Consider the following 18,348-nt stretch of genomic DNA (forward strand, 5'->3'; position numbering starts at 1 on the left):
CGGCGGTCACCGCGCGCCGGGTCCCCCGGCGGTTGCCTACCCCTTCACAAGAGCCATACCGGCGACAGGGAAGACTTGGCACCGTCGCACATCCCTGTCGTAGGAGGACCTGTTGTCCGAGCCCGCCGCCGAGGCGCCCAACACGCCGGCTCGTGACGCCCAGTTGCTCGAACGCACCGTGTTCGAGGTCAAGCGGGTGATCGTCGGTCAGGACCGGCTGGTCGAGCGGATGCTCGTCGGCTTGCTGGCCAAGGGCCACCTGCTGCTGGAGGGCGTGCCCGGTGTGGCCAAGACGCTCGCCGTGGAGACGTTCGCGACCGTGGTCGGCGGATCGTTCTCCCGCGTGCAGTTCACGCCCGACCTGGTGCCCGCCGACATCCTCGGCACCCGGATCTACCGGCAGGCCAGCGAGAGCTTCGACGTGGAACTCGGCCCCGTCGTGGCCAACTTCGTGCTCGCCGACGAGATCAACCGCGCGCCCGCCAAGGTGCAGAGCGCGATGCTGGAGGTCATGGCCGAGCGGCACGTGTCGATCGGCGGCAAGACCTTCCCGATGCCCGACCCGTTCCTGGTGCTGGCCACCCAGAACCCCATCGAGAACGAGGGCGTCTACCCGCTGCCCGAGGCGCAGCGCGACCGCTTCCTGTTCAAGATCCAGGTCGAGTACCCGACGGCCGAGGAGGAGCGCGAGATCGTCTACCGGATGGGTGTCGAGGCCCCCGTCCCGTCGCAGGTGCTCGGCCCGGAGGAACTGGTCCGGCTCCAGGGCGTGGCCGCGCGGGTGTTCGTGCACCACGCGCTGGTGGACTACGTGGTGCGCCTGGTGATCGCGACCCGCGCGCCCAAGGAGCACCAGCTCACCGACGTGGCCGGCTGGGTCGCCTACGGCGCGTCGCCGCGCGCCAGCCTCGGCATCATCGCCGCCGCGCGCGCCCTGGCCCTGGTTCGCGGCCGGGACTACGTGCTGCCGCAGGACGTCGTGGACGTGGTGCCGGACGTGCTGCGGCACCGCCTGGTGCTGTCCTACGACGCGCTGGCCGACGGCGTGCCGCTGGACCACATCATCACGCGCGTGCTCCAGACCGTGCCGCTGCCGCAGGTCTCCGCCCGGCCCGCGCAGGCGGCACCGCAGCCCGCGGGCAGGCCGTGACCTCCGAGGCGAACCCCGACGGGGCGAACCCCGGCGACGCGGCTCCCGACCGCCCCAGGTGGGCACCGCCCGCCCTGCTCGACGGCCGGATGGAAGCCGCGCTGCGCACGCTCGAACTGGAGGTCCGCCGCCGGCTGGACGGGCTGCTCCAGGGCAACCACCTCGGCCTGGTGCCCGGTCCGGGCTCCGAGCCGGGCGAGGCGCGGCCCTACCAGCCGGGTGACGACGTGCGCCGGATGGACTGGGCGGTCACCGCCCGCACCACCGTGCCGCACATCCGGGAGACGGTCGCGGACCGCGAACTGGAGACGTGGCTGGCGATCGACCTGTCGCCCTCGCTGGACTTCGGCACGGCCGCGTGCGAGAAGCGCGACCTCGTGGTGGCCGCCACGGCCGCCGTCGCCCACCTGACCCGGGGCGGCGGCAACCGGATCGGCGCGCTGGTGTCGACCGGTGCCGAGCTGGTCCGGGTGCCCGCGCGGGGTGGCCTGGCCCACTCCCGGGGCCTGGTCCGCAAGGTGGCCGAGACGCCGCGCGCGCCCGAGGGCACGCGCGGTTCGCTGGCCGACCTGGTCGAGCAGCTCCGCCGACCGCCGCGCCGGCGCGGCCTGGTCGTGGTGCTCTCGGACTTCCTGGGCGAGACGGACTGGCAGCGGCCGTTGCGCGCGCTGTCCGCCCGGCACGACCTGGTGGCGATCGAGGTCGTCGACCCGCGCGACATCGATCTGCCGGAGATCGGCACCGTCGTGCTCGCCGACCCGGAGTCCGGCAGGCAGCGCGAGGTGACCGCGTCGCCGTTGCTGCGCCGCGAGTTCGCCGCCGCCGCGGCCGAGCACCGCGCGGCGGTGGCGGCCGGGTTGCGGCAGGCCGGTGCCGGGCACCTGGTGCTGCGCACCGACTCGGACTGGATCGCGGACGTCGTGCGCTTCGTGGTGGCCCGCAAGCGCCGCTGGTCGGGAGGGGTGGCCTGATGAGCTTCACGGGTTTCGCCACTCCGTGGTGGTTCCTGCTGCTGTTCGCCGTCGCGGCGGTGGCGGCGTGCTACGTGGTGATGCAGCGCGTGCTGCGCAAGCGGGTGCTGCGCTTCGCCAACCTGCCCATGCTGGAGAAGGTCGCGCCCAAGCGGCAGGGCTGGTGGCGGCACGTGCCGCCGGTGTTCCTGCTGGTGGCGTTCCTGCTGCTGACGGTGGCGCTGGCCGGGCCGACCGCCGAGCAGAAGGTGCCGCGCAACCGGGCGACGGTGATGCTGGTGATCGACACGTCGCTGTCGATGAAGGCGACCGACGTCCGACCGTCCCGGTTGGAGGCGGCGCAGGTCGCGGCCAAGTCGTTCGCCGACGGTCTGACGCCGGGCATCAACCTGGGCCTGATCTCCTTCGCCGGGTCGGCCACCGTGCTGGTCGCGCCGACCACGGACCGGGGCGCGGTGACGCAGAGCATCGACGGCCTCAAGCTCGCGCAGGCGACCGCGACCGGTGACGCGCTCGTCGCGGCGCTGGCGTCGATCGACTCGTTCGGCAAGGTCGTCGGGGGAGCGGACGGGCCGCCCCCGGCGCGCGTCGTGCTGATGACCGACGGCAAGGAGACGGTCGGCACGCGGCGGGCGTTCGACGCGGCGGAGGACGCGAAGAAGGCGGGCATCCCGATCTCCACGATCTCCTTCGGCACCGAGGACGGCGTGGTCGAGATCGAAGGCCGCCGGCAGGAGGTGCCGGTGGACGACGACTCGATGAAGGAGATCGCGAAGCTGTCCGGCGGCGAGTTCTTCAAGGCGGCCAGCGCCGAGGAGCTGCGCCGGGTCTACGACACGCTGGGCGAGCAGATCGGCTACGAGAAGAAGCAGGCCGACGCCAGCCGCCCGTGGGTGGTGCTGGGCACGCTGATCGGCCTGGCGGCCCTGGCCGCCGCGCTGCTGCTGGGGCAACGCCTGCCCTGACGCCCCGACGTTTCCGGACCCGCTCCGCGCCCCTCGGGTCGCGGAGCGGGTCCGCTTCGCGGGCGGGCCGGCTCGGCGCTAGCCGTGCAGATCCCGGTACGCCGCAGCGGCACCGGGGTGCAGTGGCAGGCCGGTCGTGCCGATGAGGCTGCGCACGTCGAGGAACTGGGTGCCCAGCGCCTGCTCGGGCACCAGCGCCGCCGCCCTGGACACCAGCGTCCGGGTCACCGCGCCGGCCACGGTGTCGGGCAGGGAATCCCGGCACACCAGCAGGTTCGCCACGCCGATGGTGGCCACCTCGCGGGGCGCGCCGTAGACGCCGGCCGGCACCGCGACCTGTTCGTAGACGCGGCCGTGCGCCGCCCGCAGGCCGGGCAGGACCTCGGCCAGCGGCAGCAGGCGGATGTCCGCCACCTGCGCCAGGATCGGCGTCGGCACCCCGCCGGACCACAGCAGCGCGTCGACCCGCCGGTCGACCAGGGCCCGCACGGCGTCCGCCAGCCGGTAGTGCTCCACCCGCACCGACGTCGCCAGGCCCGTCGTGCCGAGCATCCGCTCGCCGGACAGGGACGCGCCGGAGCCCGCCGCGCCCAGCGACACCGTGCGCCCGGCGAGGTCCGCGACGTGTTGCGCGGGGTCGTCGGCGCGCACCACGAGTTGCAGGTAGTTCTCGTACACCCGGCCCAGCGCCCGCAGCCGCAGCGCCGGGTCGGCCGCGCCGACCGCGTCGGCCAACGTCAGCGCGACCTGCGCGGCACCGGACCCGAGCAGGTCGAGGTTCGCCAGGCTGCCCCGGGTCTCCACCACCCGGCCGGGCGGGTCGAGCTGAGCGGCCAGCAGGGTCGCGAAGTCGAAGTACATCCCGCCGCGCTCGCCGGCCGCGACGGACAGCGCCGCCGCCGGCCCGCCGGCCGTGCAGCCACCGGCCGCGCACCCGGTCGCCAGCAGGCCCAGCAGGAACGCCCGGCGGTTCACAGCGCCGGCTCCAGCGGCAGCACCAGCCGCGCCACCAGTCCGTCCACAGAGGACAGTTCGAGGACGCCGCCCCGGGCGCGCGCCAGGCGGTCCGCGATCGCCAGGCCCAGCCCCGTGCCGGGGCGGTCCGACCGGCCGCGCCAGAACCGCGACGTGGCCAGGGCGAGCTCGGCGGGACCGAGCCCGGGTCCGTCGTCCGACACCTCGACCCAGCCGACGCCCGCCGCGCGGTCCGCGCCCAGCGCCACCCGCACCTCGCCCCCTCCGTACTTGAGCGCGTTGTCCAGCAGCACGTCCAGCACCTGCGCCAGGTCCCCCTCGGGGCACCGGACCAGCACCGCGAGCGGCGGCACGGCCGGCACCGGCACCTGCCAGAACTCCGCCCGCTCCACCGCCACCGCGCCCACGTCCGAGAGCTCCGGCCGCCGTCCCCCGGCCGCGACCTCGGTGGCCGCGCTCTCGGCCGAGGCGAGCGCCAACAGCCCGTCCAGCAACGATTCCAGCCGTTCGATCTCGGCCACGCCGGCGGTGTAGGCGCGCACGCCGCCGGGTTTCACCTGACCGCCCAACGTGTCCACCCGCAGCCGCAGCGCGGCCAGCGGGTTGCGCAACTGGTGCGAGGTGTCGGCGATCAGCCGCCGCTGCTGGTCGGCCGCCTCGGTGACCGCGTCGGACATCCGGTTGAACGACTCGGACAGCTCGCGCACCTCCGGCGGCCCGCTGCGCTCCGGCACGTGCGCCCGCCGCTCGCCGGCGGCCACCGCCCGCACCCCGGCGGTCAGGTCCGCCAGCGGTTTGAGCAGCCACCGCGCCACCGCCAGCACCAGCAGCACCGAGCCCACCCCGGCGGCCAACGCGCCCGACAGCACCCACAGCCAGCGCCGCGCCACGTCGGAGGCCGCCCGGTCCACCGACGCGCGCAGCACCACCGCGCCCGCGACCCGCGTGCCGGTGCCGACCGGGCGCGCGAACACCACCGTGCCCGACGACCACGGCAGCACCGTCGCCACGGTGGGCGCGGGCTGGTTGCGCAGCGCCGCGTCGAGCACGTCGGCCAGCTCCGGGTCGTCGGCGGCGGACCCGGCCTGCGCCACGGGCTGTCGCCGCGCGTTCACCACGACGACCGGTTCGCCGTAGAGCCGCACGTACGCCGCCACCTCCTCCACCAGCGCAGCGGTGTCGCCGGTGGTCTCGGCCTGCTGCGCCAGCACGGCGAACCGGTCCAGCCCGGAGGTGCGATCGATCACGAACCGCTGGGTGCGCTCGGCGGCGGTGGAGGCCAGCAGCGGCAGGGCGAACGCGGTCACGGCCGCCGCCGAGAACAGCAGCAGCACCAGCAGCAGCCGGCGGCGCACTAGTCGCCGAGCCGGTAGCCGAAGCCGCGGATGGTGGTCAGCAGCCCGGGGCGGCCCAGCTTGGCGCGCAGCCCGGTCAGGTGCACGTCCAGCGACCGCGACACCGCCAGGTACGCGTCCCCCCACACCTGGTCCATCAACTGCTGCCGGCTGACCGCCGCGCCCGCCCGCTCGGCCAGCGCCGCCAGCACGTCGAACTCCTTGGTGGTCAACGAGACCTCCCGGTCGGCCACGGTGACCCGCCGGGCCTCCAGGTCGATCGCCACGTCGTCCACCCGGACCACCCGGTCCGCCGGGCCCACCAGGGCGGTGCGGCGGACCACCGCGTCCATCCGGGCCAGCAGCTCGCCCAGCCGCACCGGCTTCACCAGGTAGTCGTCCGCGCCCAGCCGCAGGCCGCGCACGACGGACCGCTCGTCGCCGCGCGCGGTCAGCACCACGACGGGCGTCCGGGCGACCTTGCGGATCTTGCGCAGCACCTCCAGCCCGTCGGTGTCGGGCAGTCCCAGGTCCAGCAGGAGCAGGTCGAAGTCCCGGTGCCGGAGCAGCGCGTCCGCGCCCCGCGCGACCCGCCCCGGGCGGTGGCCGTTGGCCTCCAGCGCCTCCAGCAGGGCGTTGGCCACCCCGTCGTCGTCCTCGACCAGCAGCACCCGCACGGGCCCACCCCCCTCGACCGGTAGCGGCGATTATGGCGTGCGCGGTGTAGACAATGCTGGTGAGCATCGAAGACCGCGTGCCCGCCTCCCAGCTCGACGAGGCCAGCGAGGCGCTGGAAGAACTCGCCGGTGTGCTGGCCGAGGAGCAAACGCTGGACGACGTGTTGCACCAGTTGGCCGAGTCGGCGTCGCGGGTCATCCCGGACGCGGAGAACGTCTCGGTGACGGTGGTGGGCCCGGACGGGGCGACCACGGCCGCCGCGACCGACCGGAAGGTCGTCGCCATCGACACCGACCAGTACGCCGCGGGCAACGGACCGTGCCTGCAAGCGGCGAAGACGCACCGGCCGGTACGGGCCACGGCCGAGGGCGGACGGGAGAAGTGGCCGGAGTTCGCGGCTGCCGCGGAGAAGGCCGGCGTGCGGGCGTACCTGTCCGCGCCGCTGGTGGTGGAGGGCGACGTGCTGGGCGCGCTGAACCTCTACAGCTCGGTCGAGGCCGCGTTCGACCCGTTCGACGAGGCGCTGTTGCGGCTGTTCACGACGGCGTCGGCGGCGGCGATCACGGGTTTCCGCCGCTACGAGCGCACGCGGGGGCTGGTGGACAACCTGGAGCGCGCGTTGGCGTCGCGCGGCGAGATCGAGCAGGCGAAGGGCGTGCTCATGGCGGCGCACGGGATCAGCGACGCCGAGGCGTTCCAGCGGTTGGTGGAGGAGTCGCAGACGCACAACACCAAGCTGCGGGTGGTCGCCCGGAACCTGCTCGACTCGGTGCGGAAGACGTAGTCCCGGCGCGGACGTGCCGCCTCGGCGGCGCGGCCCCGGGCCGACGACCGCCCGTGACGACCCCACCGCCGCCGGTTCAGTCCCCGACGGGTGCCACGTACAGCCAGCGGCCGTCGTCGCGGGTGAAGCGGCTGGTCTCGTGGAGCTCGTCCCGCTTCCCCCGCCACCGGTAGACGGCGCGGAACTCCACCGTCCCCGTCGTGTGCAGCAGACCGCCGCCCGTGCGGCCCAGGACCTCCAGGCGCAACCACTCCTGGTCCGGGTCCAGCTCCAGTTCCCCCGGTCGGCTGGTCGGGTGCCACGTGGCCAGCAGGTACGCCCCGTCCGCCACCGCGAACGCCGAGTACCGCGACCGCATCAGCGCCTCCGCCGTGGGCGCGGTCCTCGATCCGGAGTGGAACGCGCCACAGCACGTCCCGTACGGCTCACCCAGCCCGCAGGGGCAGTTCACGGCTGTTCCACCTCGCACGCGGAGCGCTCCGACCGGGAGAAGCGCAGCCACGTCAGCGCCGCTTCCGCCGAGGCGTCACCGCCCGCCGCAGCCGCCCTCAGGTCCGCGTGCGCCTGGTAGCGCACATCCGCTGCGGCAGCCGGATCGGTCAGCACGGCCACGGCCTCGTCAGGGGTCACGTGCACAGGATAGGAAACCCCGGCCGCATTACGCTGCGTGGATGAGCGACAACCACGTGGTGGTGATCACGACCACCGACAGCGAGGACGCCGCCGCCACCCTGGCCCGCGCGGTCGTGGAGGCACGGCTGGCGGCCTGCGTGCAGATCAGCGCTCCGGTGCGCGGCATCTACCGCTGGGACGGCGCGGTCCAGGACGAGCGGGAGTGGCAGCTCTGGATCAAGACCACCTACGACCGCCTCAACGCCCTCACCGAATTCGTCGAGGCCAACCACCCCTACGACACCCCCGAGGTGCTGGCACTGCCCGTGCTCGGGGGCAGCACCGACTACCTGGCCTGGATCACCGCGCAGACCCGCTAGCCACGCCCAGCGCCCGCGCCACCAACGTCGCCGTGTGCACGGGCTCCACACCGGCACCCTGCCGGACCTGGGTGCGGCAGCTAAAGCCGTCGGCCACCACGGCGGTCGTCGGCGACGCGGCGCGCACCGCAGGCAGCAACGTCTGCTCGGCCACCGCCATCGACACCTCGTGGTGCCCCTTCTCGAACCCGAAGTTCCCGGCCAGCCCGCAGCACCCGGCCAGCTCCGACGCCTCGACCCCGGCCTTCGCCCACAGCTCCCGGTCGGCGTCCAGGCCGATCTCGGCGTACTGGTGGCAGTGCGGCTGCACGACCGCCGAAGCGCTGCGCGGCAACGGTTCCAGCAGGGGCGCGAGGTGTTCGGCGAAGGTCCGGACGGACTCCGCGAGCCGCACCACGTCGTGGTCGTCCCCCGCGACCTCCAGCGCGTCCGACCGCAGGAACGCCGTGCAGCCCGGCTCCAGCCCGACCACCGGCACCCCGGCCCGCGTCCACGGCCGCAGCGCCCGCGCGGTCCGCCGCACCACCCGCCGCGCCACGTCCACCTGGCCGGTGGAGAACCACGTCAGACCGCAGCACACCGCCGACCCCGGCACCTCGACGCCCTGCCCGGCGAACGCCAGCACCGCCGCCGCGTCGTGCCCCACCACGGGGTCGAAGTGGTTGGTGAACGTGTCCGGGAACAGCAGCACCCGATCACCCGTCCCACCGCCGGCGAACCCGCGCTGGAACGACCGGCGCGCGGGCACGGGCAGCGGGCGTTCGGCGGCGACGCCGGCGAACCGGGCGAACCGGGTGGTCACGCGGTTCACCAGGCGCAGCCGCAGCCACAGCGGCAGCCACCCCATCGAGTAGTGCGCCAACGGCCGCAGCCGCCGCCTGTAGTGGTGGTGCAGGAATTCCGCCTTGTACGTGGCCATGTCGACGTCGACCGGGCAGTCCCGCTTGCAGCCCTTGCACCCCAGGCACAGGTCCAGCGCGTCGCGCACCTCCGCCGACCGCCACCCGTCGCGCACCACCGAGCCGTTGAGCATCTCGAACAGCAGCCGCGCCCGGCCCCGGGTGGAGTGCTTCTCCTCGCGGGTCACCCGGTAGCTCGGGCACATCACGCCGCCGGTGGTGTTCAGGCACTTCCCGACGCCCACGCACCGCCGCGCCGCCGCCGCCAGGTCGCCCCCGTCGGCGCGCAGCGCGAGCGCCGCCCGGGTCGGGATGGTCGGCGGCGCGACCACCACCCGCAGGTCGGCGTCCAGCGGCAGCGGGTCCACGATCCGGCCGGGGTTCATCCGGTTCGCCGGGTCGAACGCCGCCTTGAACCGGCCGAACGCGGCGATCGCGGCCGGCGGGTACATCCGGGCCAGCAGCTCCGAGCGGGCCTGGCCGTCGCCGTGCTCGCCGGACAGCGAGCCGCCGTGCGCGACCACCAGGTCCGCCGCGTCCTCCAGGAACGACCGGTGCCCGGCGCGCAGGTCGAAGTCGATCCGGACGTGCACGCAGCCCTCGCCGAAGTGCCCGTAGGTCACGCCCCGCCGCCCGTGCCCGGCCAGCAGCGCGTCGAACTCCCGCAGGTAGGACCCGAGCCGCTCGGGCGGCACCGCCGCGTCCTCCCAGCCCGGCCACGCCTCGCCGCCGTCGGCCATCCGGGTCGCCAGGCCCGCGCCGTCCTCGCGGACCCGCCACAGCGCCCGCTGCCGCGCCGGGTCGGTCACCACCACCGAGTGCGGCGCGAGCGCCGCCGCCAGGTGCGCCACCGCCTCGTCCGAGGTCTCCACGAACAGCCAGCTCACGCCGCGCGGCAGCAGCCGCCGCGCACCGCCCGCCGCCTCGGCCAGCGCGCGGTCGATGCCCTCCACCGCCAGCACGTCCAGGTGGCGGACCTGCTCGGCGAGGTCGGCCGCGCCGTAGGGGCCGTCGAACCCGAGCACCGCCAGCACCCGCCGGGGCGGGGCCTCGACCAGGTCCAGCGTCGCGCCCAGCACCGTCACGCAGGTGCCCTCGGTGCCGACCAGCGCCCGGGTCAGGTCCGGCAGCGCGTCCAGCCGGTAGCCCGACACGCGGCGGTCCAGCGCCGGGAACCACGCCGGGTCCACCTCGGGCAGCCGCAGCGGCGGGGGCGTGCGGGTGTCGAACCGCCGGCCGTCACCCGTCAGCACGTCGAGGCCCCGCACGTTGTCGCTGGTCTTGCCCCACGCCACGGAGTGCGCGCCGCACGCGTCGTTGCCGATCATCCCGCCGATCGTGCACCGCGAGTGCGTCGACGGGTCGGGGCCGAACAGCAGTCCGTGCGGCCGGGCCGCGTCGTTGAGCCGGTCGAGCACCACGCCCGGCTCCACCACGGCGGTGCGCGCGTCCGGGTCGATCGAGAGCACCCGGTCCAGGTACCGGGAGAAGTCGAGCACCAGCCCGGACCCGGTCGCGTTGCCCGCGACGCTGGTGCCCGCGCCGCGATTGGTGACCGCCACCCCGAACTCCGCCGCGACCTGGACCGCCGACACCGCCGCGTCGGTCGTGCGCGGCCGGACCACGACCCGGGGGACGTGCCGGTAGTTGGAGGCGTCCGCGGCGTACAGCGCGCGGCCGGCCGGGTCGGCCAGCACGTCCCCGTCCACCGCGGCCCGCAGCCGTTCGACGAATCCGGTCACCAGGTGATTGTGATCCACCCCGGCCAGTGGTGGTGTACCGAGGGGTAGGGGATAGCCTCGCCCGGCACCAACCAGCGGCGACGGGAGCAAGGCGTGTCGAGGTCCGTACTGGTCACCGGCGGCAACCGGGGGATCGGCCTGGCGATCGCGCGGGCGTTCGCCGCGCAGGGCGACAAGGTCGCGGTCACCCACCGGGGGTCCGGCGCTCCGGACGGCCTGCTCGGCGTCCGGTGCGACGTCACCTCCAGCGCCGAGGTCGACGCGGCGTTCACCGAGGTCGAGGCCGCGCACGGGCCGGTCGAGGTGCTGGTCGCCAACGCGGGCATCACCGACGACACCCTGCTGCTGCGGATGACCGACGAGCAGTTCACCCGCGTCGTGGACGCCAACCTCGGCGGTTCCTTCCGGGTGGCGCAGCGCGCGTCCAAGGGGATGCTGCGCAAGCGGTACGGCCGGATCGTGTTCATCTCGTCCGTGGTCGGCCTGCTGGGCAGCGCGGGCCAGGTCAACTACGCGGCCAGCAAGGCGGGCCTGGTGGGCGTCGCCCGCTCGATCGCCCGCGAGCTGGGCTCGCGCAACATCACCGCCAACGTCGTCGCGCCCGGTTTCATCACCACGGACATGACCGACGCGCTGCCCGAGGAACGCCGCAAGCAGATCCTCGCCCAGGTGCCCGCCGGCCGGTACGGCACCACCGAGGAGATCGCCGCCGCCGTCACCTTCCTGGCCTCCGACGCCGCCGCCTACATCACCGGCGCGGTGCTGCCGGTCGACGGCGGCCTCGGCATGGGCCACTGACGCACCGACCGCACAACACAACTCTCGGAGGAAACACACGTGACGGGTCTGCTCGAAGGCAAGCGGCTGCTGATCACCGGCGTGATCACGGATGCGTCGATCGCCTTCCACGTGGCCAAGGTCGCCCAGGAGCAGGGTGCCGAGGTGGTGCTCACCGGGTTCGGCCGGATGAGCCTCGTGGAGCGGATCGCGAAGCGGCTGCCGCGACCCGCCCCGGTCGTGGAGCTCGACGTGCAGAACCAGGAGCACCTGGACACGCTGGCCGACCGGGTGCGCGAGCACGTCGACGGGCTGGACGGCGTGGTGCACGCGATCGGCTACGCCCCGGCCTCGTGCCTCGGCGCGCCCTTCATGGACGCGCCGTGGGAGGACGTGGCGACGGCCATGCACGTCTCGACGTTCTCGTACAAGGCGCTCGTGCGAGCCGCGCTGCCGCTGCTGGGTCGCGGCGCGTCCGTCGTGGGCCTGGACTTCGACGCCCGCCAGGCGTGGCCCGCCTACAACTGGATGGGCGCGGCCAAGGCGGCGTTCGAGTCGGTCAACCGCTACATGGCGCGCGACCTGGGCCCGCAGGGCATCCGGGTGAACCTGATCTCGGCCGGTCCGGTGCGCACGATGGCCGCCAAGTCGATCCCGGGGTTCGCCGACCTGGAGGCGATGTGGGGCGAGAAGGCCCCGCTCGGCTGGGACGTGGACGACGCGACGCCGGTCGCCAAGTCGGTGTGCGGCCTGCTGTCCGACTTCTTCCCGGCCACCACCGGCTCCATGGTGTTCGTGGACGGCGGCGTGCACTTCCTGGGCCTGTGACCGGCCGCTGACCGCGTCCCGGCCCCGCTCGGACCGGACCCGGCCACCCGACCGGGTCGGCGTGCCGTCGATCACGCCGACCCGGTTGTGCGGCCCGGAGCGGTCGGGGCGAGGATGACGGGGTGAGCTACGACGCGCTGCTCTGGTTGTCCTTCGGGGGACCGGAAGGACCGGACGACGTCCGCCCGTTCCTGGAGAACGTGACCCGCGGCCGGGGTGTGCCGCCCGAACGCCTGGACGAGGTCGAGCAGCACTACCGGCACTTCGGCGGCGTCTCGCCGATCAACGCCCTCAACCGCGCCGCGATCGCGGCCGTGGCGGACCTGGTCGACCTGCCGATCTACTTCGGCAACCGCAACTGGCACCCGATGGTCGAGGACACCCTCGCCGAGATGAAGGCGGCCGGCGTGCGGCGCGCGCTGGTGTTCCCCACCAGCGCCTACGGCGGCTACTCGGCGTGCCGGCAGTACGACGAGGACATCCTGCGCGCCCGCGCCGCCGTGCCGGACGCGCCGGAGCTGGTGAAGCTGCGCCAGTTCTTCGACCACCCGCTGTTCGTCGAGTCCTTCGCGGACTCGGTGCGCGCCGCCGCCGCGGACTTCGCCGAGTACCGCCTGGTGTTCACCGCGCACTCGGTGCCCTCGTCCGCCGACCTGGCCGCCGGCCCGCCCGCCGAGGGCGGCCACCGCTACTCCCGGCAGGTGACCGAGGCGTCCCGGCTGGTCGCCCGGTCGGTCGGCGTGGACGACTACGACGTGGTGTGGCAGTCCCGGTCCGGGCCGCCGCAGGTGCCGTGGCTGGAGCCGGACATCGTGGACCACGTCGACGCGCTGCACGCCAAGGGCGTGGCGAACGTGGTGGTGTGCCCGATCGGGTTCGTCTCCGACCACCTGGAGGTGGTGTGGGACCTGGACACCGAGGCCAAGGACCGGGCGGTGGAGCTGGGGCTGGGCTTCGCCCGCGCGGCCACGCCCAACGACGACCCCCGGTTCGCCCGGCTGGTCGCGGAGCTGGTGGCCGAGCACCTGGCGGGCGCGCCGGCGCGCAAGCTGTCCGCGTTCCCGGCGTCCGGGTGCACGGTGAACGGCGAGCTGTGCGCGCCGCTGTGCTGCGAACCGCCGAAGAGGCCCGCGCGGTGAGCGTCGACTTCACCTGGTCGCCGCGTGCGGCGGACTGGCGCGACGCGTTGCGGACGGCGGTGCCCCTCTACCGGTGGGCCCCGTGGTTCGGGCTGGCGACGGGCGTGCTCGGGGTGGTCGTGCTGTTCCTGGACATGACCTGGGCGGGCGTGTTCGGCCTCGCGCTGGCTGTGATCATCATCGCACTGGTGCCGATCGGCACGGCGCTGAACTTCCACAACCACCCGCTGGCGGCGAAGACCGTCACCGGTTCGGCGGACGGGCGCGCGGTGCGGATGGCCGTCGGCGAGGCCGCGCGCAGCGAGCTGGCCTGGGCCGAGCTGCCCGGCTGGTCGGAAACGCCGCGCGGGTTCGTGCTCCGCACCGGCACGGCCGCGATGTACGCCGTGCCGCACCGCGCCTTCACCGGAACGGATGACGTTGAACGGTTCCGGTCCCTGCTGGTGGAACACGTCGGCCCGGCCGCCTGAACCGCGCCGGGGCGCGCGTAACCTTGGCGAGCGTGTCCTGTGCGAGTGCGACGCTGGTCGTGTGGACGTCTGCTTGGCTGCATGGCGCGGCTGCGGCTGACGACGTCCTCGACGCTGTGGGTTTCTGGGCGGGGCTGCACGAGGTGGTGGCCGACGACGACGGCACGGCCACCGCGCTCGACCTCCCCGGCCCGGACGAGCGCCCGGTGGGCCCGGCGCTGCTGCTGGCCGCGCTGCGCCGGGCCGACGCGACCACCGCGCGCCTGGTGCTGCCGATCCCGGGCGACGTCCGGGGGCTGGGCGGCCGGGGGCCGCTGAGCCGGTTCGCGCTGAGCGTCGGGCACGCGGCGGTGCTGCCGGAGGTCGGTCTCGGCCTGGTGCCGAAGCTGGTCGCGGACGGCGTGATGAGGTGGACGGTGTTCGACCTGCCGACCGTGACCGCGGTGGAGCACGTGCCGATCGGCGAGGCCGAGCACGGTCTGGCGTCGGCGATGCGCGAGGCGGCGACGGCGCTGGTCACGTTGGACGTGGCGCGGCACCGGCCGAACGTGCGGGCGGAGATCGCGGAACTGTCGGCCGAGCACTCGAAGCTGGCGTGGCCGGCCGGGATGCCGCCGCGCGCGCTGCGGGTGTTGCAGCGGGCGGCCGAGGTGGCGGCGATCCTCGCGGTGGCGGCGTCGGACGCGCCGGGCGGGGCGATGTCGGCCTCGGCGCAGGCGGGGCGGGACGAGGCCCTGCGCCCGCTGTCGGAAGCGGTCCGCCGGGCCCGCCTGGCGGCGGTGGACGAGGCGGTGCGGGTGCTGTCCGACCAGGGCGCGGGCCGGCACTGAGCGCCACCGCCCCGCACCGAACATCACCGACCCGCACCGAACATCACCGACCCGCACCAGCCGCCACCGTCCCGCCCTGCCCGCCGGGCGTTGACGTGGTGTCTGGCGGCGTTGTAGTTGGCGAGGCGCAGGATGCGGACCTGGTGGGGTGCCCGTTGATCTGTCGGTGCCCGCCGGTGGCGCGTCGGTTCAGTTGGCGGTTTTCGTTCGTGAAGGTGTAGTGGCCGAACTTGCGGCGGCCACGGTTCGGGTGGTGGTCGCGGGCCTATTTCCCGATCGCTCCGCCGGCTGTCGGTCCGCCGAGCGGAAGCGGCTTCGGGATCGCAGACAGTTGGCCAGTGCGCCGGCGGCACGTGGCGGCAGCCGGCGTCATACCGGAGCATGCGCCTGCCGGGACCGAGCCCGACGACACCGACCTGTCAGTTCAGGCGGACTACTGGGTCACGGTGAACAGCCACCGCTGGGCGCGGGCACGCCACGCCGAGAGCGCGACCGGACTGGCCGTCTGTGACAGCGACCCGGTGAAGCTGCACTACGGCTGGTGCCTGAGCATGATCGGCGCAGCGCCCGCGCCCGGTTCGAGCACGAGTTCGCCGCGGTGCGCACTGCCTTCGCGGCCGGCCGCCTCGGGCTCGTGGACGTGGTCCTGATCAGCATCCCGCCACTTGAGGTCCTGCGTCGGCACCGCGACGGCGACCGATCCCACGGCGACTTCCTCGACGCCCTCGTCGCCGCCATCCCGAAGCCGCCACACTGAGCCCCACGACCGGGCGTCGCGCTGACCAGGACGCGCCAAGGCCGGTGTCACGAACGCCGACCAGGTGCCGACTCAATCGTCGAGGTGCCAACTCCGCTGACGCCTGACACGTGGGGATTGTTGAACGATCCCCGGCCGCCGGCGGCCGGGGTCGAGTCGATTCCTCCGCGTGGGGGAGCTTCATCCGGGGCCATTCCACGTAGGGTCGCCACTATTCGCCCCGGCCGAATACCGGATATTCCAGGTCACGGTCTTCCCGTCGTCCTCCGGACCGGGTAATTGACTGGGGGTCGGCAGAGAGGAGACCCCAGTGCTCGACAGACTGCGCGAGGCGGTGCGCGGCTCGTTGACCCGGATGGCGGGTGCCGCGGTGGACCGCGACGACCTCGTCCGGCGACTGCGCCGCGAGTACGAGGACGTCGCACGGCAGGAGACGGACCGGCTGGTGGCGGCCGTCCGGGAGATCGAGCACGAGGGCCGGCGGGACATCCTCGCGGAGGCCGACCGGTACGCGCTGCGCACCACGGAGCGGTTCGTCCGGGAGAACCTGCTCAACGCCACGACCTTCGACAACCGGTTCGACACCCTGCGGCACGCCCTCGCCCAGGCCCCGGCCACCGGGCTCGCCCTGGAGTTCGGCGTGTACCGGGGCACCACCCTGAAGATCATCGCCGACACCCGGGGCGGCGAGGGCGTCTACGGCTTCGACTCGTTCGAGGGCCTGCCCGAGGACTGGCGGCCCAAGCGCCCCGCCGGCTGGTTCCGCAACGACGACATGCCGGAGGTGCCGGGCGCGGGGATCGTGGCGGGCTGGTTCGACGACACGCTGCCGGAGTTCATGGCCGAGCACCCCGGTGACGTGGCGTTCCTGCACCTCGACGCCGACCTGTACTCCTCGACGGTCACCGCGCTGAAGCACGTCGGACCGCGCCTGCGGCCGGGCAGCGTGGTGCTGTTCGACGAGTACTTCAACTACCCCGGCTGGGAGGTCCACGAGCACCTCGCGTGGCGGGAGTACGTGGCCGAGCACGACCTGTCGTTCGAGTACCTGTGCTTCACCTCCAACAACGAGCAACTGGCGCTGCGGATCACCGGGTAGCGGCGCGGCCCTGCCGGACGATCGGCGGGTGGGGCAGTCGGCCGTCCCCACCCGCCGCCCCTGAGGAGCGGGGCGCGCGTCCGGGCCTGCCGGCGGGCTGTGGTTCAGACCCGCCCGGACGCCCGCCTGTGCTTGCGGCGGGCCCGGTTGTTGATGACCGTGAGGGTGGTGATCCCGGCCACGGACACCACCAGCAGCACACCGGGCAGCGGCAGGGGCGAGCCGAGCTCGTCGACGAACCACCGACCGGCGTCGGAGTCCCGGATCTCCTCGCCGACGCCCATGGCAACCCCGAACAGGGCCGTGCAGGGGAAGATCCACGACCTGGCGGCGACCTCCGCGCGGGACGCCTCGATCCGGCCCAGCGATTCGGGGAGCAGCGCTCCCACGAGTCCGGTGAAGGGGAGCACGAAGAAGAAGTACGCCACCGCGCCGAGCAACGTCGCGGCCACGCCGAGCAGCGTGAACAGGAAGATCGTGATGCCGAAGTCGTCGGAACCGGAGGAGGTCCCGGCGGGGGTGAAGACCAGCATGGCGTACGAGTTGAGGATCACCGGGCCGAGGTGGGTGGCCCTGCGGAGCCACTGCCCGTGCGGCCTGCTCCGGGCGAAGCGGGTCCCGCTCGCCGAGCTGTCCATCTGCCCGAGCACCAGCCTCACCCGCAGCGGGTGGCAGGCGCGCAGCAGCAGCAACAGGGCGGTCTGCGCCAAGCCGTTGACCAGGTACGCACCCATCACGATCGCGAAGCCCAGCACACCGCCGGAGACGGGATCGCCGACGAAGAAGGCGAAGTAGCCCCAGAGACCCGTGGCGGTCACGGCGGTCGCCACGACGAACTCGGGGCCTCCGACGTCGTCGAAATCGTTCACCACCCGCGCCACATGCCCCTCCAACGCCGATCACCCGGTGCGGTGACCGGGAGGCGCATCGTAGGGCCGGCGGCGGTGGACAGGCGCACGGAACCGCACCCAGGTCACCTCATCGGTCCAATGGTGCCGGATACCGCCGGCGGGCCGTAGCGGCAGGCCCGCACCGGACGATGCTCCTCGGACAGCCCGTCCCACCGACAGCCCGAGGAGGGCTCATGGCACGGTTACCCAGGCTGCTCGCGGCGGTGTTCGCGGCGATCCTGGCCGGCTCCGGCACGGCGTACGCGGAGGACCACCCGACCGCCGGCATCCACACCCCGCGCACCGGCTCGTACGCGGCCGTCGGCGAACCCCTGCTGGTCACCGGCGGCGCGGTGAACGGCGAGGCGGGCGGCATCACGGCGGTCGACGTGTCCGTCGACGGCGGCACGACCTGGCAGCCCGCCGAGGAGTCGCGGGAGCAGTGGAGGTTCCGGTTCACGCCCACCGCGCCCGGTGACGTCGCGGTGATCGCCCGCGCGCATACCCGGTCGACGACCGGTCACCCCAGCCCGGCCACCACGGTGCACGTGGGCGCGACGCCCGGCCCGCTGCCGCGAATCCACGACGCGAACAACGGGCTGACCCTGCCGGTGTTCGACCAGGTGCTGGACCCGGACCGGGAGCCGGTCGAACTCGGTCTGGAGTTCCAGGTGGACCGGCCCGGCACGATCACCGGCGTCACCGTCGACCGGGGCACCCACACCGGCCCGATCAGGACCCGCCTGTGGACCGGCGGCGGCGACCTGGTGGCGGACGCGCTGTCCGGTTCGCCCGGCACCGGCCGCGAGTGGGTGGACTTCCCGACGCCGATCCCGGTCCACCCCGGTCAGGACTACGTCGTGTCGTACTTCAGCGACCGGTCGTGGGGCTACCGGGCGTCCGAGAACTACTTCACCGCCACGATCCTCCAGGCCCCGTTCATCGTGGAGCCGGGCGCGGGCGTCTACCACTACGGGGTGCACGGCGGCTTCCCGACCGAGACGTGGCACGACAGCAACTACTGGGTCCTGCCCCAGTTCCAGGAGTAGCCGTCGGCGTGGAGCGGCT

At 74.0% G+C, this 18,348-nt stretch carries 20 protein-coding genes; 13 read left to right on the forward strand and 7 right to left on the reverse strand.

What is annotated here, in order from left to right; genetic code table 11:
• The first annotated feature begins 112 nt into the window (after positions 1–112).
• The 3 genes from AB0G01_RS31355 (at position 113) to AB0G01_RS31365 (ending at position 3,086) form a co-directional block, all read left to right on the forward strand.
• A complete protein-coding gene (locus tag AB0G01_RS31355; RefSeq protein WP_360953123.1) occupies positions 113–1,150 on the forward strand; it encodes an AAA family ATPase in 1,038 nt (345 codons plus the stop codon).
• An 89-nt stretch (positions 1,151–1,239) separates the two neighbouring features.
• Positions 1,240–2,121 (forward strand): DUF58 domain-containing protein, encoded by an 882-nt coding sequence (locus AB0G01_RS31360; protein ID WP_360953328.1) that lies wholly within the window; start codon positions 1,240–1,242, stop codon positions 2,119–2,121.
• Complete coding sequence (locus AB0G01_RS31365) at positions 2,121–3,086, forward strand: VWA domain-containing protein (protein WP_360953126.1); 966 nt, start codon at positions 2,121–2,123, stop codon at positions 3,084–3,086. The genes AB0G01_RS31360 and AB0G01_RS31365 overlap by 1 nt, the downstream gene beginning before the upstream one ends.
• A gap of 78 nt (positions 3,087–3,164) precedes the next feature.
• Here the strand turns inward: AB0G01_RS31365 and AB0G01_RS31370 are convergent, their stop codons facing one another.
• The 3 genes from AB0G01_RS31370 to AB0G01_RS31380 are packed head-to-tail and all read right to left on the reverse strand — an operon-like array spanning position 3,165 to position 6,072.
• Entirely contained in the window at positions 3,165–4,061 is an 897-nt protein-coding gene (locus AB0G01_RS31370; protein ID WP_360953129.1) for a TAXI family TRAP transporter solute-binding subunit, read from the reverse strand.
• Complete coding sequence (locus AB0G01_RS31375; protein WP_360953132.1) at positions 4,058–5,416, reverse strand: HAMP domain-containing sensor histidine kinase; 1,359 nt, start codon at positions 5,414–5,416, stop codon at positions 4,058–4,060. The genes AB0G01_RS31370 and AB0G01_RS31375 overlap by 4 nt, the downstream gene beginning before the upstream one ends.
• The gene (locus AB0G01_RS31380) at positions 5,416–6,072 is read right to left on the reverse strand and encodes a response regulator transcription factor (RefSeq protein WP_360953135.1); all 657 of its coding nucleotides are present in this window, start codon (positions 6,070–6,072) and stop codon (positions 5,416–5,418) included. The genes AB0G01_RS31375 and AB0G01_RS31380 overlap by 1 nt, the downstream gene beginning before the upstream one ends.
• A 53-nt stretch (positions 6,073–6,125) precedes the next feature.
• On the opposite strand from AB0G01_RS31380, the gene AB0G01_RS31385 reads away from it, so the two are divergent.
• Positions 6,126–6,857, forward strand: a complete 732-nt coding sequence (locus AB0G01_RS31385) for a GAF and ANTAR domain-containing protein (protein ID WP_360953138.1) — start codon at positions 6,126–6,128, stop codon at positions 6,855–6,857.
• A 76-nt stretch (positions 6,858–6,933) separates the two neighbouring features.
• Here the strand turns inward: AB0G01_RS31385 and AB0G01_RS31390 are convergent, their stop codons facing one another.
• The gene (locus tag AB0G01_RS31390; protein WP_360953140.1) at positions 6,934–7,308 is read right to left on the reverse strand and encodes a YchJ family metal-binding protein; all 375 of its coding nucleotides are present in this window, start codon (positions 7,306–7,308) and stop codon (positions 6,934–6,936) included.
• Complete coding sequence (locus AB0G01_RS31395; RefSeq protein WP_360953142.1) at positions 7,305–7,487, reverse strand: hypothetical protein; 183 nt, start codon at positions 7,485–7,487, stop codon at positions 7,305–7,307. Before AB0G01_RS31395 ends, AB0G01_RS31390 begins: the two co-directional genes overlap by 4 nt.
• Positions 7,488–7,528: 41 nt before the next feature.
• On the opposite strand from AB0G01_RS31395, the gene cutA reads away from it, so the two are divergent.
• Positions 7,529–7,849 (forward strand): divalent-cation tolerance protein CutA, encoded by a 321-nt coding sequence (gene cutA / locus AB0G01_RS31400; RefSeq protein WP_360953144.1) that lies wholly within the window; start codon positions 7,529–7,531, stop codon positions 7,847–7,849.
• Here the strand turns inward: cutA and AB0G01_RS31405 are convergent.
• Complete coding sequence (locus AB0G01_RS31405) at positions 7,830–10,490, reverse strand: FAD-binding and (Fe-S)-binding domain-containing protein (RefSeq protein WP_360953146.1); 2,661 nt, start codon at positions 10,488–10,490, stop codon at positions 7,830–7,832. The two genes, cutA and AB0G01_RS31405, sit on opposite strands and share 20 nt — an antisense overlap.
• Before the next feature lie 93 nt (positions 10,491–10,583).
• On the opposite strand from AB0G01_RS31405, the gene fabG reads away from it, so the two are divergent.
• The 7 genes from fabG (at position 10,584) to AB0G01_RS31440 (ending at position 16,390) form a co-directional block, all read left to right on the forward strand.
• Complete coding sequence (gene fabG / locus AB0G01_RS31410) at positions 10,584–11,288, forward strand: 3-oxoacyl-[acyl-carrier-protein] reductase (RefSeq protein WP_360953148.1); 705 nt, start codon at positions 10,584–10,586, stop codon at positions 11,286–11,288.
• Between the two features lie 39 nt (positions 11,289–11,327).
• Entirely contained in the window at positions 11,328–12,095 is a 768-nt protein-coding gene (gene fabI, locus AB0G01_RS31415) for an enoyl-ACP reductase FabI (protein WP_360953153.1), read from the forward strand.
• 122 nt (positions 12,096–12,217) lie between these two features.
• Positions 12,218–13,234, forward strand: coding sequence for a ferrochelatase (locus AB0G01_RS31420; RefSeq protein WP_360953156.1), 1,017 nt, complete (start codon positions 12,218–12,220; stop codon positions 13,232–13,234).
• The gene (locus tag AB0G01_RS31425; RefSeq protein WP_360953159.1) at positions 13,201–13,704 is read left to right on the forward strand and encodes a YcxB family protein; all 504 of its coding nucleotides are present in this window, start codon (positions 13,201–13,203) and stop codon (positions 13,702–13,704) included. The genes AB0G01_RS31420 and AB0G01_RS31425 overlap by 34 nt, the downstream gene beginning before the upstream one ends.
• A 32-nt stretch (positions 13,705–13,736) precedes the next feature.
• On the forward strand, positions 13,737–14,534 hold the full coding sequence (locus AB0G01_RS31430; protein WP_360953162.1) for a hypothetical protein: 798 nt from the start codon (positions 13,737–13,739) through the stop codon (positions 14,532–14,534).
• A 541-nt stretch (positions 14,535–15,075) separates the two neighbouring features.
• Positions 15,076–15,291 carry a hypothetical protein gene (locus AB0G01_RS31435; protein WP_360953164.1) on the forward strand — a complete coding sequence of 72 codons (216 nt, stop codon included), beginning with the start codon at positions 15,076–15,078 and terminating at the stop codon, positions 15,289–15,291.
• A gap of 310 nt (positions 15,292–15,601) precedes the next feature.
• Positions 15,602–16,390, forward strand: coding sequence for a TylF/MycF/NovP-related O-methyltransferase (locus AB0G01_RS31440; protein WP_360953167.1), 789 nt, complete (start codon positions 15,602–15,604; stop codon positions 16,388–16,390).
• A gap of 104 nt (positions 16,391–16,494) precedes the next feature.
• Here the strand turns inward: AB0G01_RS31440 and AB0G01_RS31445 are convergent, their stop codons facing one another.
• The gene (locus AB0G01_RS31445) at positions 16,495–17,271 is read right to left on the reverse strand and encodes a hypothetical protein (protein ID WP_360953170.1); all 777 of its coding nucleotides are present in this window, start codon (positions 17,269–17,271) and stop codon (positions 16,495–16,497) included.
• Positions 17,272–17,474: 203 nt separating this feature from the next.
• Here AB0G01_RS31445 and AB0G01_RS31450 point away from each other — a divergent pair, with 203 nt between their 5' ends.
• Positions 17,475–18,329 (forward strand): DUF4082 domain-containing protein, encoded by an 855-nt coding sequence (locus tag AB0G01_RS31450; RefSeq protein WP_360953173.1) that lies wholly within the window; start codon positions 17,475–17,477, stop codon positions 18,327–18,329.
• The last annotated feature ends 19 nt before the right edge of the window (positions 18,330–18,348 follow it).

It is taken from the genome of Actinosynnema sp. NPDC023587 (assembly GCF_040640215.1).
GTDB lineage: Bacteria > Actinomycetota > Actinomycetes > Mycobacteriales > Pseudonocardiaceae > Actinosynnema.